The 13,818-nt window shown below is 71.2% G+C and carries 10 protein-coding genes and 1 pseudogene; 1 reads left to right on the forward strand and 10 read right to left on the reverse strand.

Annotation, left to right across the window (positions count from 1 at the left end):
• Positions 1–5: 5 nt before the first annotated feature.
• From OHA72_RS00120 to ftsY, 8 genes and pseudogenes are all read right to left on the reverse strand, one after another.
• Entirely contained in the window at positions 6–587 is a 582-nt protein-coding gene (locus tag OHA72_RS00120) for a ribonuclease FAU-1 family protein (RefSeq protein WP_327011952.1), read from the reverse strand.
• A gap of 65 nt (positions 588–652) precedes the next feature.
• Positions 653–1,747, reverse strand: coding sequence for an amidohydrolase family protein (locus OHA72_RS00125; RefSeq protein WP_327005819.1), 1,095 nt, complete (start codon positions 1,745–1,747; stop codon positions 653–655).
• Positions 1,731–3,263: a signal recognition particle protein gene (ffh, locus tag OHA72_RS00130; RefSeq protein WP_327005820.1), complete on the reverse strand. Its 1,533-nt coding sequence runs from the start codon at positions 3,261–3,263 to the stop codon at positions 1,731–1,733. Before ffh ends, OHA72_RS00125 begins: the two co-directional genes overlap by 17 nt.
• A gap of 47 nt (positions 3,264–3,310) precedes the next feature.
• Positions 3,311–5,559 (reverse strand): annotated as a pseudogene (locus tag OHA72_RS00135) ([protein-PII] uridylyltransferase).
• Positions 5,560–5,592: 33 nt separating this feature from the next.
• The gene (locus tag OHA72_RS00140; RefSeq protein ID WP_033358035.1) at positions 5,593–5,931 is read right to left on the reverse strand and encodes a P-II family nitrogen regulator; all 339 of its coding nucleotides are present in this window, start codon (positions 5,929–5,931) and stop codon (positions 5,593–5,595) included.
• Between the two features lie 27 nt (positions 5,932–5,958).
• The gene (locus OHA72_RS00145; RefSeq protein ID WP_327005821.1) at positions 5,959–7,347 is read right to left on the reverse strand and encodes an ammonium transporter; all 1,389 of its coding nucleotides are present in this window, start codon (positions 7,345–7,347) and stop codon (positions 5,959–5,961) included.
• A gap of 175 nt (positions 7,348–7,522) precedes the next feature.
• Entirely contained in the window at positions 7,523–8,311 is a 789-nt protein-coding gene (locus OHA72_RS00150) for a phosphotransferase enzyme family protein (protein ID WP_033357818.1), read from the reverse strand.
• 51 nt (positions 8,312–8,362) lie between these two features.
• On the reverse strand, positions 8,363–9,613 hold the full coding sequence (gene ftsY / locus OHA72_RS00155; protein WP_327005822.1) for a signal recognition particle-docking protein FtsY: 1,251 nt from the start codon (positions 9,611–9,613) through the stop codon (positions 8,363–8,365).
• A 109-nt stretch (positions 9,614–9,722) separates the two neighbouring features.
• On the opposite strand from ftsY, the gene OHA72_RS00160 reads away from it, so the two are divergent.
• Entirely contained in the window at positions 9,723–11,381 is a 1,659-nt protein-coding gene (locus OHA72_RS00160) for an alkaline phosphatase D family protein (RefSeq protein WP_327005823.1), read from the forward strand.
• Between the two features lie 45 nt (positions 11,382–11,426).
• Here the strand turns inward: OHA72_RS00160 and OHA72_RS00165 are convergent, their stop codons facing one another.
• Both OHA72_RS00165 and OHA72_RS00170 read right to left on the reverse strand, forming a co-directional pair.
• Positions 11,427–11,867, reverse strand: coding sequence for an NUDIX domain-containing protein (locus tag OHA72_RS00165; protein ID WP_327005824.1), 441 nt, complete (start codon positions 11,865–11,867; stop codon positions 11,427–11,429).
• A gap of 145 nt (positions 11,868–12,012) precedes the next feature.
• A complete protein-coding gene (locus OHA72_RS00170; RefSeq protein ID WP_327005825.1) occupies positions 12,013–13,809 on the reverse strand; it encodes a discoidin domain-containing protein in 1,797 nt (598 codons plus the stop codon).
• Between the last annotated feature and the right edge of the window lie 9 nt (positions 13,810–13,818).

Here is a 13,818-nt window from a genome sequence, read left to right on the forward strand (position 1 = left end):
GACGCTCAACGACGCTCCCTCGGTCGGTCCCAGCCCTCGGTGACGGGCGGCGGGACGCTCCAGTCCGCCGGCGGCCGGAAGCCGGTCCAGGTGCCGTCGAACGGCCACGCGCCGGCCTCGATCGCCGGCACGACCCGCCGCCCCTGCTCCCACACCGCCTCGGCGTCGCCGACCCAGTAGTGCTCGGGGAAGGCGAGGCGCTCGGTGAGCTCGTCCTCGTCCTTCCAGTGCCAGCGCCGGTCCGGCCAGACCCAGATGTCCAGGTCCTGGTCGGTCAGGTCGACACCGGCCACGACGCCGTCGTCCCAGGTGACCGACGGCTCCTCCAGGTTGACGTACCACGCGCGGAAGCGGCCTGCCGGGTCGAACAGCCACCACACCGAATACGCGGCGCCGCGCGGGTTGAACTTCAGGGTGCTCGGGCCCCGGTACACATCCTGGATGATCTTCTTGGGCGTCTCCACCCACTCCGCGAACGCCATGTCGCGGGGGCCCCGCCCGTCGACGGTGACCTCCCGGATGAGCGGGCTCCCCGTCGGCAGCCACAGGCGCAGCCCGAGCTCGTCGTCGGCCACGACCCTGGTCATGGGCGCCCACACGAGGGTGTCACGGGCGAAGTGCCGGTGCAGGACCGCCCGTCCGAAGCTCAGCGTCACCCCACGACCCGGCCTTTGAGGATGATCCGCTTCGGGTGGAGCAGCTCGGTCAGGTCGAGCCTCGGGTCGCCGTCATACACGACCAGGTCGGCGAGGCCGCCTTCGATCAGCCCGGGGAAGCCGAGCCACTCCCGGGCGCCCCACGAGCCGGCGCGCAGCACGTCCGCCGCGGGCATCCCGGCCGCGCGGTGCAGCAGCAGCATCTCCTGGGCGGCGAGGCCGTGCTCGATGCCGCCGCCGGCGTCACTGCCGACGTAGATCGCCACACCGGCCTCGTGGGCGTGGCGCACCACGGACGGGAAGCGGTCGCGCAGCGCGAGCATGTGCCGGGCGTACCCGGGAAACTTGTCGGAGGCGGCGGCCGCGATCCCGCCGAACGTGGCGATGTTGATCATCGTCGGGACCAGGGCGGTGCCGCGGCCGGCCATCACGTCGATGTCGTCGTCGGACAGGCCGGTGCCGTGCTCGACGGAGTCCACGCCGGCCCGCACGAGCGCGGCCACGGACTCCTCGGCGAACGTGTGCACCGCGACCCTGGCGCCGGCGGCGTGGGCCGCGGCGACCGCGCCGGCCATCGCGTCGAGGTCCCAGGCGGGCGCGAGGTCGCCCACGCCCCGGTCGATCCAGTCGCCGACGAGCTTGACCCAGCCGTTGCCGAGCCCGGCCTGCCGGGTGATCTCCTCGGCGAGGGAGGCGGCGCCGACCTCGACCCCGATGTCGCGCAGGTAGCGCTTCGGCGGGGCGACGTGCCGCCCGGCCCGGGCCAGCCGCGGCACCTCCGGGTCGTCGTCGAGCATCGCGTACGGGATCGGCGAGCCCGCGTCACGGATCGCCAGGACGCCCGCGCCCCGGTCGACGAGCGCGAGCTCCTTGGCGGCGGCGACGGTCGCGTACGGGTGACCGCCGGGCGCGATGCCCAGGTGGCAGTGCGCGTCGACCAGCCCGGGCAGGACGAACCCGCCGTCGGCGACCGTCACCGCCCCAGGCACGGGCGTCAGCGTCACGCGGTCGCCGACCAGCCAGAGATCGGTGGTCGCGTCGTCCGGGAGCAGCACGCCCCGGACGTGCAGGACGTCAGGAGTCCTTGTCACGCTTCTGCAGCTTCGAGAAGTCGAGCTTCGGCAGCTTGAACCCGGCAGGCAGGCCCGCCGCGTTGGGATCCATGGACGCCGGGTCGAACCCCGCCGGCAGCTGCGGCATGCCGCCGCCGAGCCGGGGCTGCCGGGCACCGCCGCCGCTCTTGCTGCCCTTGCGCTTGTTCTTCGGCGACTTGGTGGCCTTGCGGCGCATGCCGGGCATGCCCATCATGCCGCCCATCTGCTTCATCATCTTCTGCGCGTCGGCGAAGCGGTTGAGCAGCTGGTTGACGTCGGTGACGGTGACGCCGGAGCCGTTGGCGATGCGGACCCGGCGGGACGCGTTGAGGATCTTGGGGTTGGTGCGCTCGCCCGGGGTCATCGAGCGGATGATCGCGGTGACCTTGTCGAAGTGCTTGTCGTCGATCTCGGCGATCTGGTCCTTCATCTGCCCCATGCCGGGCATCATGGCCAGCACGTTGGCGATCGGGCCCATCCGCCGCACGGCCTGCAGCTGCTCAAGGAAGTCCTCGAGGGTGAACGTCTCGCCGCCCATGAGCTTGGCGGCCATCCGCTCCTTCTGGTCGTCCTCGAACGCCAGCTCGGCCTGCTCGATCAGGGTGAGCACGTCACCCATGCCGAGGATGCGCGAGGCCATCCGGTCGGGGTGGAAGACGTCGAAGTCCTCGAGCTTCTCACCGGTCGACGCGAACATGATCGGCTGGCCGGTGACGTGCCGGACGGAGAGCGCGGCGCCACCGCGGGCGTCGCCGTCGAGCTTGGACAGGACCACGCCGGTGATGCCGACGCCGTCGCGGAACGCCTGGGCGGTGGTGACGGCGTCCTGGCCGACCATCGCGTCGATGACGAAGATGACCTCGTCGGGGTCGACCGCGTCGCGGATGTCGGCGGCCTGCTGCATCATCTCGGCGTCGATGCCGAGCCGGCCGGCGGTGTCGACGATGACGATGTCGCGCATCTGGCGCCGGGCGTGCTCGATCGACTCGCGGGCGACGCTGACCGGGTCGCCGACGCCGTTGCCGGGCTGCGGCGCGTAGACCTCGACGCCGGCGCGGCCGCCGAGGACCTGCAGCTGGTTGACGGCGTTGGGGCGCTGGAGGTCACAGGCGACCAGCAGCGGCTGGTGCCCCTGGGCCTTGAGCCACCGGGCGAGCTTGCCCGCCAGGGTGGTCTTGCCGGAGCCCTGGAGGCCGGCGAGCATGATCACGGTCGGGGCGGTCTTGGCGAACTGGAGCCGGCGGGCCTCGCCGCCGAGCGTCGCGACCAGCTCCTCGTGGACGATCTTGATGACCTGCTGGGCCGGGTTGAGGGCCTTGGACACCTCGGCGCCGCGGGCGCGCTCCTTGAGCCGGGAGATGAAGTCCTTCACCACCGGCAAGGCGACGTCGGCCTCGAGCAGTGCGAGCCGGATCTCCCGCGCGGTGGCGTCGACGTCCGCGTCGGTGAGCCTGCCCTTGCTCTTCAGCTTCGAGAAGATGCCGGAGAGCCGGTCACTCAGGGTGTCAAACACGACGAATCCGTCCTCGAGGTAGGCGCTGCTGCAAAGGGTAACCGACGCTATACCGGCGTTGCCGCCTGCAGCACGGCGTCCTCGACCCGGGCACGGTCGTCGGCGGACAGGTCACCGGCCAGGTAGAAGGCGTCGACGACCTCGCCGCCGAGGGTCGAGATCCGCGCGGAGCGCACGTCGGCGCCCACGTCCTCCAGGGCCCGCGCCACCCGGAAGAGCAGGCCGGGGGTGTCGGAGGCGCGCAGCTCAAGGACGGTGGCGGCGGTCGCGGCGCTCGCCGGCTGCCACACCACCCGCGGCGGGACCGCGGTGCGGTGCCTGGCGGAACGCTCCCGGGCGGCGAGCCGCTCGGCGACCGGCAGCTCGCCGAGCACGGCGCGGCGCAGGTCACTGGCGACCGCCTCCTTGTCGACCTCCCCGCCATACCGTGGCTGGACCGCGCAGACCATCCGGGCCAGGCCGCCGGCGCTGAGCGTGTCGGCGGTGACCACGTCGAGCCGGTGCAGCGACAGGCAGCCGGCCACCGCCGCGAGCAGCCCGCGCCGGTCCTCGGCGGTCACCGACACGGCGTCGGTCTCGATCTGCACGGCCGGCAGCTTGTCCGGTGAGGGCAGCGCCGCGGCCGGCGACGGCGGCGGCGCGACCACGCCGGTGTCCAGGGCCCGCTCGACGTGGCGGACCAGCTCCGCGATCAGCCGGCCCTTCCAGTCCGACCAGGCGCCGGGCCCGGTCGCGGCGGCGTCGGCGCGGGCCAGCGCGTGCAGCACCGCGAGGGTCGAGGCGTCACCGACGGCGGCGGCGACGGTGCCGATGGTCTGCGGGTCGCTCAGATCGCGCCGGGTCGCGGTGTCCGGCAGCAGCAGGTGCAGCCGGACGACCTTCTCGACCTGCGCGACGTCCGCGGACGGCAACCCGAGCCGGGACGCGATGTCGGCGGCGATCGGCGCGCCGACGGTGCTATGGTCGCCGGGCAGGCCCTTGCCGACGTCGTGCAGCAGCCCGCAGAGCACCAGCAGGTCCGGGCGGTCGACGTCGCGGGACAGCTTCGCCGCGTGCCGGGCCGTCTCGACCAGGTGCCGGTCGACGGTGAACAGGTGCACCGGGCTGTGCTGCGGCAGGCTGCGGACCCGGGCCCACTCGGGCAGCCAGTTCACGACCAGGCCGTACCGGTCGCAGGCCTCCCAGATCGAGATCATCGACGGGCCGCTGCCCAGCAGCGTGAGCAGGGCGTCCCGTGCGGGCGCCGGCCACGGCTGCGGCATCGGCGCGGCGAACCCGCCGAGCCACTCCAGGGTCGCGTGCGCGATCGGCAGCTCGGCGCGGGCCGCCGCGGCGGCGACGCGCAGCGGCAGGGTCGGGTCGGGCCGCGGGGTCACGGCCGCCCGCGCGAGGACGACCTCGCCGTGCTGCTCGACGACGTCGCGGGCCAGGGTCGGCGCTCGGCGTGGCCGCGCATGCCGGGGGCGGACCAGCGCTCCACCGCGCGCCAGGCGTCGTCGCTGGCATACGCGATGGTGCGGGCCGCCTCGGCGATGCGCCGCAGCACCTCGTCGCGGTCGCCGAGGTCGAGCAGCTCCGCGACCTCGTCGCGGTCCTGGGCGAGGAGCCGGTCGACCCGGCGGCCCCGCACGGCGTGCAGCGCGTCGCGGACGTCGAGCAGGGTGCTGTGGGCGCCGCGGACCGCCGGGCGGGGGCCGTCGGCGACGCCGGCGTAGCCGATGCCGCGCAGCACGCCCACGTCGCGCAGGCCGCCGCGGGACTCCTTGACGTCGCCCTCGAGCAGGAACGCGAGCTCACCGTGGGCGTCCCAGCGGGCCTGGGTGAGCGCGCGCAGCGCGGGCAGCAGGTGCCGCGCCTCGCGCCGCCACTGCGCGACGGCGTCGGCGTGCAGGCGGGCGAGCAGGCGGGCGTCGCCGGCGATGAGCCGCGCGTCGAGCAGCCCGAGAGCGACCTTGAGATCCTCCCGGGCCAGCGCCAGGGCCTGCTCAAGGCTGCGGGTGGAGTGGTCGAGCGCGAACTTCGCGTCCCAGATCTGATACCAGATCCGGGTGCCGAGCTCGTCGGCGGAGACCGAGCCCCCGGAGCCGTGCAGCAGCACCAGGTCCAGATCGCTGCGCGGGGCGCACTCACGGCGGCCGAGCCCACCGACGGCGACGAGCGCGACGCCCTCACCGGGACCGCCCGCCGACGCGTAGACGGCGGCCAGCCAGGCGTCCAGCGCCGCGGAGCGCCCGGCACGCGCGACGGCGCCCGCCCCGGTGGAAAGGACCGGAACGGGCGCCGACGGTTGCGTCATGTGATCAGTATTCAGGTAAAGATCAGCGCTCGACTACAGGGCGTCGAGGCCGCGCTCGCCGGTGCGGACCCGGATGACCTCGTCGACCGAGGTGACCCACACCTTGCCGTCACCGATCTTGCCGGTGCGGGCGGCGGTGACGATGGCGTCCACGACCTTCTCGAAGTCCAGCTCGTCGGTGACGATCTCGACGCGGATCTTCGGGACGAACTCCACCGTGTACTCCGCACCGCGGTAGACCTCGGTGTGGCCCTTCTGACGCCCGTACCCCTGAACCTCGCTCACGGTCAGGCCGGCCACACCAAGTGCGTGCAGGGCCTCTTTCACCGCGTCGAGCTGGTACGGCTTGATGACCGCGGTCACCAGCTTCATGCCCATTCCCTCCGTCATCCCTCGACGCTAACCGGCAACTGATTCCGACGCCGGGGCTTGTGCCGCCGGTGCCGCTGGTGCACTTCCACCGATCCCGGCGAGAGCGAACCCGCCGGCCGAGCCGCTGCTGCCCGGGTTGTTCAGGTCGTAGCCACTCTCGGCGTGCTCCGAGATGTCGATGCCCTCGACCTCCGCCTCCGTGCTGATCCGGAAGCCGACCGTCTTCTCGATGATGAACGCGAGGACGAAGGCGACCGCGAACGAGTAGACCGTCACGATAGCGCTCGCACCGGCCTGCGCGCCGAGCTGTGCCGCACCGCCACCGAAGAACAGACCGTCCTTGGCGCCGACCACGTCGGTGATCGCCGCGTTGAGGTCCGAGTTGGCGAAGAAGCCCAGGGCCAGGGAGCCCAGCCAGCCACCGACGAAGTGGACGCCCACGACGTCGAGCGAGTCGTCGAAGCCGAAGCGGTACTTGAGGCTCACCGCGAGGGCGCAGAGGATGCCGGCCGCGAGACCGAGCAGGACGGCGGCCCACGAGTCGATGAAGCCACAGGCGGGGGTGATCGCGACCAGACCGGCGATGGCACCGGACGAGGCACCGACCAGGGTCGGCTTGCGGTCACGAATCCACTCGACGATGACCCAGCCGAGCACGGCCGCGGCGGTGGCGACCTGGGTGTTGACGAACGCCAGGCCGGTCACACCGTCGACGGTGAGCTCGGAACCCGCGTTGAAACCGAACCAGCCGAACCACAGCAGACCGGCGCCCAGGGCGACGAACGGCACGTTGTGCGGCTTCATGCTCTCGCGCGGCCAGCCGATGCGCTTACCGAGGACCAGTGCCACACCGAGTGCTGCCGCACCGGCGTTGATGTGGACCGCGGTGCCACCGGCGAAGTCGAGCGGGTGGAGCTTCTGGAAGATCCAGCCGCCGCCCCACACGTTGTGGGCGACGGGGAAGTAGACCAACGTGGCCCAGCCGAACGCGAAGAGCAGCCAGCCGGCGAACTTGGCCCGGTCGGCGATCGCGCCGCTGATCAGGGCGACGGTGATGACGGCGAACGTCATCTGGAACACCATGAAGACGTAGGTCGGGATGCCGATGCCACTCGGGTTCTCGTCGGTGGCACCCCAGAACAGATCCGTGTAGGTCTTGGTCCCCAGGTAGTCGCCGAGGTTACCGATAAAGCCACCCGCGCTGTCCGTGCCGAACGACGCCGAGAAGCCGTAGAACAGCCAGAGGATGCTGACGAGCCCGATGGTCGAGAAGCTCATCATCATCATGTTGAGGACGCCTTTGGAACGGTTCAGGCCACCGTAGAACAGTGCCAGACCCGGCGTCATGAGCAGCACGAGCGCTGTCGAAACCAGCAACCAAGCGGTGTTGCCGGTATCGATGGTCGCTTCAGGCACGCTGGCCTCCTAGTAGTCGAGATCCTCCCTCCCGACCTTCGAGGCAGCGCTGCCCTGTCAGCCGGTTGCGCGAGAGCTTCCAGGGCCCACGTTTCGCGCACCGGCGCTGAGCGGTTTCTAAAGCATCACGTCATGTTTCCAGCGTGTGAAGAAACATTCACACGTCGGACAAGCCCTATCGAAGTGCGTATTCGAGCGTATGCCGTTCGTAGTCGATGAGCCGCAGGTCACGGACCGGACGACGGAGATGTCCCTTGTGCACGATGCGCACGAAGGCCGGGTCTCCCGCGGCCGCCATCCGTCGAATTCCCTCGATGTGATCAACGATCCGTTTCCGGATGACACGCACGAGGCGGTGCCGGTCGCGCGGGGTCAGCCCATACGCGTCGGCGAACATGCGCAGCCGCCGTGGCCGGTTCGGCCGCTTCCAGCCCAGCGTGTAGGAGTCCCGGTCGGAGAAGAGCGGCACCCACGTCCAGGCCGCATACGCCACGTCGTAGATCCTGGCGCCCGGCGAGGCGAGGTCGAAGTCGATCAGCGACAACGTCCCGTCGGGCCGCCAGATGACGTTGTGCGGCGCCGCATCGTGGTGACAGATCACCTCGGTGTCCGGCGGCGGCGGGCCGAAGGAGCGCCACACCGCGTTGGGCGGCGGGCGGAACCCGGCCTGCGCGTCGTGGAACATCCGCAGCATCGTCGCCACGGTCACCATGGCCTCGTCGGTCACCCAGTGCGGGGCGAGCGGATAGCCGCCCGACTCGCCCTCCAGGTAGGACAGGACCTCGCGGCCCCGCTCGTCGATGCCGAACGCCCGTGGCGCGCCGGTGAACCCGACATACTCCAGGTGCCGCAGCAGCGCATGCACCGCCGGCGTCCATGGGCCGGCGTTGCGGCGCACGGTGTCTCCCGAGCGCACCACGACGGAGGTGTTTCCGCCGTGGAGGGGGATCTCCTGCTGCGTCACGTGTCGTCCTTCATCAGCTTCGTCGTTACCGTGCCAAGCTACCGTCCGAGGTTACGCGTCCGTGCCAATGAGTGCGTCGACGAACTGTCGGGCATCGAACGGAGCCAGGTCGTCGGGGCCCTCGCCGAGGCCGACCAGCTTCACGGGGATGCCCAGTTTGCGCTGGACGGCGATGACGATGCCACCCTTGGCGGTGCCGTCGAGCTTGGTGAGCACCACACCCGTGACGTCGACCACCTCGGTGAAGACCCGTGCCTGCTCAAGGCCGTTCTGACCGGTGGTGGCGTCGAGGATCAGCAGGGTCTCGTCGACCGGGCCGTGCTTCTCCACGACCCGTTTGACCTTGCCCAGCTCATCCATCAGGCCGACCTTGTTCTGCAGCCGGCCGGCCGTGTCGATCAGCACGGTGTCCACACCAGCTTCGATACCCCGTTTGACCGCGTCGAACGCCACCGACGCCGGATCTGCTCCCTCGGGCCCGCGGACCACCTCCGCGCCCACCCGGCCTCCCCAGGTGGCGAGCTGCTCCGCGGCGGCCGCCCGGAAGGTGTCGGCGGCGCCCATCAGGACCGTGTGCCCGTCGGCGATCAGCACCCGGGCGATCTTGCCGCAGGTGGTCGTCTTGCCCGCGCCGTTGACGCCGACGATCAGCAGGACCGCCGGGCGCCCGTCGCGCTGGGTGGCGGCCAGGCTGCGGTCCATCTCCGGCGCGAGCGCGGCGACGAGCTCGTCGGAGAGCATGCCGCGCAGCTCGGAGGCGGTCGCGGTGCCGTGGACCCGGGCCCGCTCCCGCAGCTTGCCGACGATCTCGGTGGTCGCGGTGACCCCGACGTCGGCGCCGATGAGGGTCTCCTCGATCTCGTCCCAGGTGTCGTCGTCGAGCTTGTCCCGCGACAGCAGGGCGAGCAGGCCCTTGCCGAACACGTTCTGCGACCGCGACAGCCGGGCCCGCAGCCGCACCAGGCGCCCGGCGGTCGGCTCGGGCGTCTCGACGACCGGGGGCGGTGCCTCGACGACGGGCGGAGGCGCTTCGACGACCGGAGGCGGCGCCTCGACCACCGGAGGCGGGGGCGGCACCTGCTTCTTCGGCGGTTTCGTCGGTACGGGCGGCGCCTGCTTCGTCGGTGCCGGCTTCGCGGGTGCCTGTTTCGTCGGTGCCGGTGGCACCTGCTTCGTCGGAGCGGTCGGCTTCTGTGCCGGTGGGAGGGTTGGCGGCTTGCGGAAACGGGGCGCTACCAGCGCGAGGGTCGCCCCGATCACCACGACGAGCAGCACCAGGCCGAAGACGATGTACGACTCCATGGCAGGAATCCTCCCAGACGACGCGCGCCGCGGCCCGAAGTGGCGCCAGGTCCGCCCACGCAGGATCATCTTCTGTGCACCGCCCCCGACCGTCCTGGAGGTCCATGACATGCCGGACGACACATCCCAGACCCTCGACGAGGATCGCGGGCCGCTGGTTCTCGGCCCCGTGCTGCGCCGCGTCGAGGGCGACCGCGCGACGATCTGGGTGGAGACGGCGCACCCGGCAACGGTCGAGGTCGACGCCGCCCCCGCCGCCGGGTCCGCCCGCACCTTCACGGTCCATGGACACCACTACGCCCTGGTCGTGGTGTCGGGACTGCCCCGGGACGCCGTGACGCCGTACACCGTGAAAATCGACGGCAGCGAGGTCTGGCCGCTGCCGGAGAACACGTCACCACCCTCGGCGATCCGCACGAGGCCCGACGGCGCACCCGTCCGGCTGATCTTCGGCTCGTGCCGCGAGTCGAGCCCGCTGAGCGTGACCCGCTTCCCGCCCGACGCGCTGGACGCCTACGCGGGCCGGCTCATCGAGTCGATCAACGCCGAAGCGCCGACCGAGTGGCCCGACATGCTCGTGCTGCTCGGCGACCAGGTCTACGCCGACGAGACCCCCGAGAAGATCCAGAAGTGGCTCCGCCGCCGCAAGCGCCGCGCCGACGCGCCGAAGAAGCAGGTGGTGGACTTCCACGAGTACACGAAGCTGTACCTCGACTCGTGGGGCGACCCCGAGATCCGCTGGCTGCTGTCCACCGTGCCCAGCGTGATGATCTTCGACGACCACGAGATCATCGACGACTGGAACACCTCCGACCGCTGGCGCAGCGCCGTGTCGGCGCTGTCCTGGTGGGAGGAGCGCATCCAGGCCGGTCTGTCCTCCTACTGGGTCTACCAGCACCTGGGCAACATCGCCCCGAGCGCGCTGGAGGGCGACCGGGTCTACGCCGCCGTGATGGCCGCCGATGACGCCACCGAGGTCCTCGACGCGTTCGGCACCGGCGCCGACCACGAACCCACCGCCTACCGGTGGAGCTACGCCATCGACATCGACCGCACCCGCCTGGTCGTCGTCGACAACCGCGCCGCCCGCGTCCTGGCGCGCGGCCACCGGGCGATGCTGGCCGAGTCGGAGTGGACCTGGTTCACCGAGCAGCTCCCCGGCGACTACGACCACCTGCTGATCGGCTCCTCGCTGCCGTGGCTGCTGCCCCCGGCGATCCACCACCTGGAGGCCGCGACCGAGCGGCTGGCCGAGTCACCCCGCGACTGGGTCTCCAAGTTCGGCGAGAAGCTGCGCCAGGCCGTCGACCTGGAGCACTGGGCCGCCTTCAAGCGCTCGTTCGACGCCCTCACCGCCCTGCTCAGCGACGTCGGCTCCGGCCAGGGCGGCGTCACACCGCCCCCGGCGTCGATCAGCGTCCTCTCCGGTGACGTGCACCACTCCTACGCCGCCCGCGCCGTCCTGGGCCCGTCGGTGGTCAGCCCGATCCACCAGCTGACCTGCTCCCCGGTGCACAACGACATGCCGAAGTACATCCGCCCCGCGATGAAGTTCGGCTGGAACCCGCCCGCCGCGAAACTCATGCGCTCCATGGCCCGCGCCGTCGGCCTGCCCGCCCCACCGGTCCGCTGGGACAAGACCGCCGACCCCTACTTCGGCAACGCCGTCGGCGTCCTCCTGCTCGACGGCCGCTCCGCCCACGTCATGATCGAGGGCACCCGCCCCGACAAGACCCTCGGCCAGGTCGCCTCCCTCAAACTGACCTGACCGCTCCTGTCCGCTCCCGCCCCACGTGCCACACGCCGCCGCGGATCAGAGGGCCACGTGGGGCACGGTGGCCGGTGGCTCGTCGAGGGCTGCCCAGGTCCACACCGTCGCGACCCTGGCCCGGCCGGTGAGATATGCCACAGCGGGCTCCCTGATCGGCGCGAACCACATGCGTCCCAGCCGCTCGACCGCCTCCGCCAGGTGGACCCACGCACCTGAGCCGTCGTGCGGGCCGACGCCGGTCACCTCGAAGCCGAGCATCTCGTAGTGGGCGCCGCCGGCCGCGTACCTGGCCACCCACAGCAGCCGCTCGGCCGTCACCGCGGCGAAGCCGGCCTCCTGCGCGACCCTGGCCAGCAGCGGTTCGGCCGCCTCGACCGCACCGCCGGGCAGGGCCCAGACGGTGTCGCCGTCGGTCTGTTCGCTGACCAGGAGGACGTCCTTGCCCCGCCGCACGACCGCGCCCACCGCCAGCTGCTCCGCCACCTCACCAACGCTAGACGAGTCGCGTTTTCCCTGCTCCGGTCCGTCGTGGGCGCGACCGTCGACGGACCGGAGCAGGAAGCCCTTGTGGTTGACCTCGGAGACCTTGACCCGGGGCGGGCCGAGGTCTCCAAGGTCGACGCGGGGGTCAGGTTGCGTACGCCTCCAGTTCGAAGATGCGGGCGGCCGTGTCCGAGTCGTTCGTCGGGGTGATCACGTTCAGGCGGAGGTGGCGGGCGGTGACCGGGGTGAACGTGTGCGTGGTCGTGCTCGCCGTGTTGCCTCTGACCTGGGCGACCGTGGTCCACGTGTTGCCGTCGAGGCTGGTCTGCAGGTCGAAGTCCTTCGTGTTCCAGCTGGTCTTCTCGCCGCCGGCGCCGGAGTGGCGCAGGACGACCCTGCCGACCTGCTGGTTCGAGCCGAGATCGACCCGCAGCCACTTGCCGGTGCCCAGCGCGCACCATTTGTCCGAGAGGCCGCCGGTCCAGCTGCCGTTGACGGCCTTCGCGGGGGCCTCGGCCGCGGCGCACTGCGAGGATGCGGTCGCCGGCTTGTTCAGTGCCAGGTTCGTGACCGGCGGGGTCGTCTCCGGGACGAACAGCTTGATGTCGGTGAGGCTGGCGCTGCCCTCGTAGACGTTGGTGTAGAGGTCGCCGATGACGAACGAGTCGGGGTACGCCGACCCGGCCGGCCACTGGTTCGGCCAGGTGGTGCTGCCGAAGTCGTCGTTCTGGACCAGGTTGCCGTTGAACTGGCCGTTGTACCCGGCGGCCGTGGTGTTGTAGTGCCAGATGGGCACGTTGTTGACGACGAAGTCGCGGTGGAAGCGCAGCGTCCGCTGGCCGGAGCGGGCGAAGTTGCCGCTCGCCTCGAGGGTGTAGCCGGTCGCGTCGCGTTCGATGGCGAACGTGTAGAACTCGTTCGGCATCAGCTCGGGCTGCAGCTCGGCGGCGCTGGAGAGCTGGTTCTCCGCGGCGCCGCCGGAGCAGCTGGTCATGAACCACTGGGAGTTGCCGGGCAGGCCGCCGGCGCCGGGGTTCCAGTTGGGCATGCCGGACAGCCACATGTTGACGGTGTTGAAGTTGCCGTCGCGGTAGTTGTAGTAGGTGTTGGTGGCGGCGTTGCAGACCCGGCCGCCGGTGCCGGAGCCGACCCGGTCGGGGTGCTGGGAGAAGGAGTCCATCAGCACCTTGCGGTGGTAGTGCCAGAAGTGGTTGTTGCGCGGGGCCGGGTTCGCGAAGTCCACGATGGACAGGAAGTGGAAGCCGTTGTACCCGTAAGGTCCGGCCCGCACGTCCTGCCACTCGCAGTAGGGCACGGCCGCGTTGCCGCTCCAGCCGGGGCTGTTGGAGCCCTCGCCCCACGGGTGCTGGGTCTTGCAGCCGGCCGTGCTGTAGCCGTTGACCCGGCCGCCGTAGTTGATGGTGCCGTTGCGCTTGCCGCCGAAGTCGATCGTCTTGAGCTTGTATTCGATGCGGTACTGGTCGGGCAGCGCCTGGGTCGGCCGGAAGATCGCGCCGCCGGTGCTCTCGGGGACGTTGAGGACCGCGGCGCTGGACCCGCCCACCGTGGCGGTGGTGATCGACGGGGGCGCCTCCAGCACGCCGTCCTTGTTGAAGTCGCGTGCGGACAGGGAGGCGGTGAGCCAGCCGTTCTGGCCGACGGTGAACTCCTTGCGGTAGGTGTCGAAGGAGTTGAACTGGGTCGTCCAGGCGGGGCCGTAGTCGTTGCGGTACCACTGCCCGGCGTCGTCGGTGATGGTGTCGAACGGGTTGGCGTAGGTCTCACGGACCCACGCCGCGTTGCCGGTGTTGATGGGCTGGGCGAAGTTCTCGGAGTAGAGCAGGCGCCAGGTGGGCCCGGCAGCAAATACAGGGGCGGCGGGGGCGGCCGGGATCGCGATCAGCGACCCGGCCACCAACACCCCGGTGAGCAGTCGTCTCACAGCGGGCTC

It is taken from the genome of Dactylosporangium sp. NBC_01737, from assembly GCF_035963215.1.
Taxonomy (GTDB): Bacteria; Actinomycetota; Actinomycetes; order Mycobacteriales; family Micromonosporaceae; genus Dactylosporangium.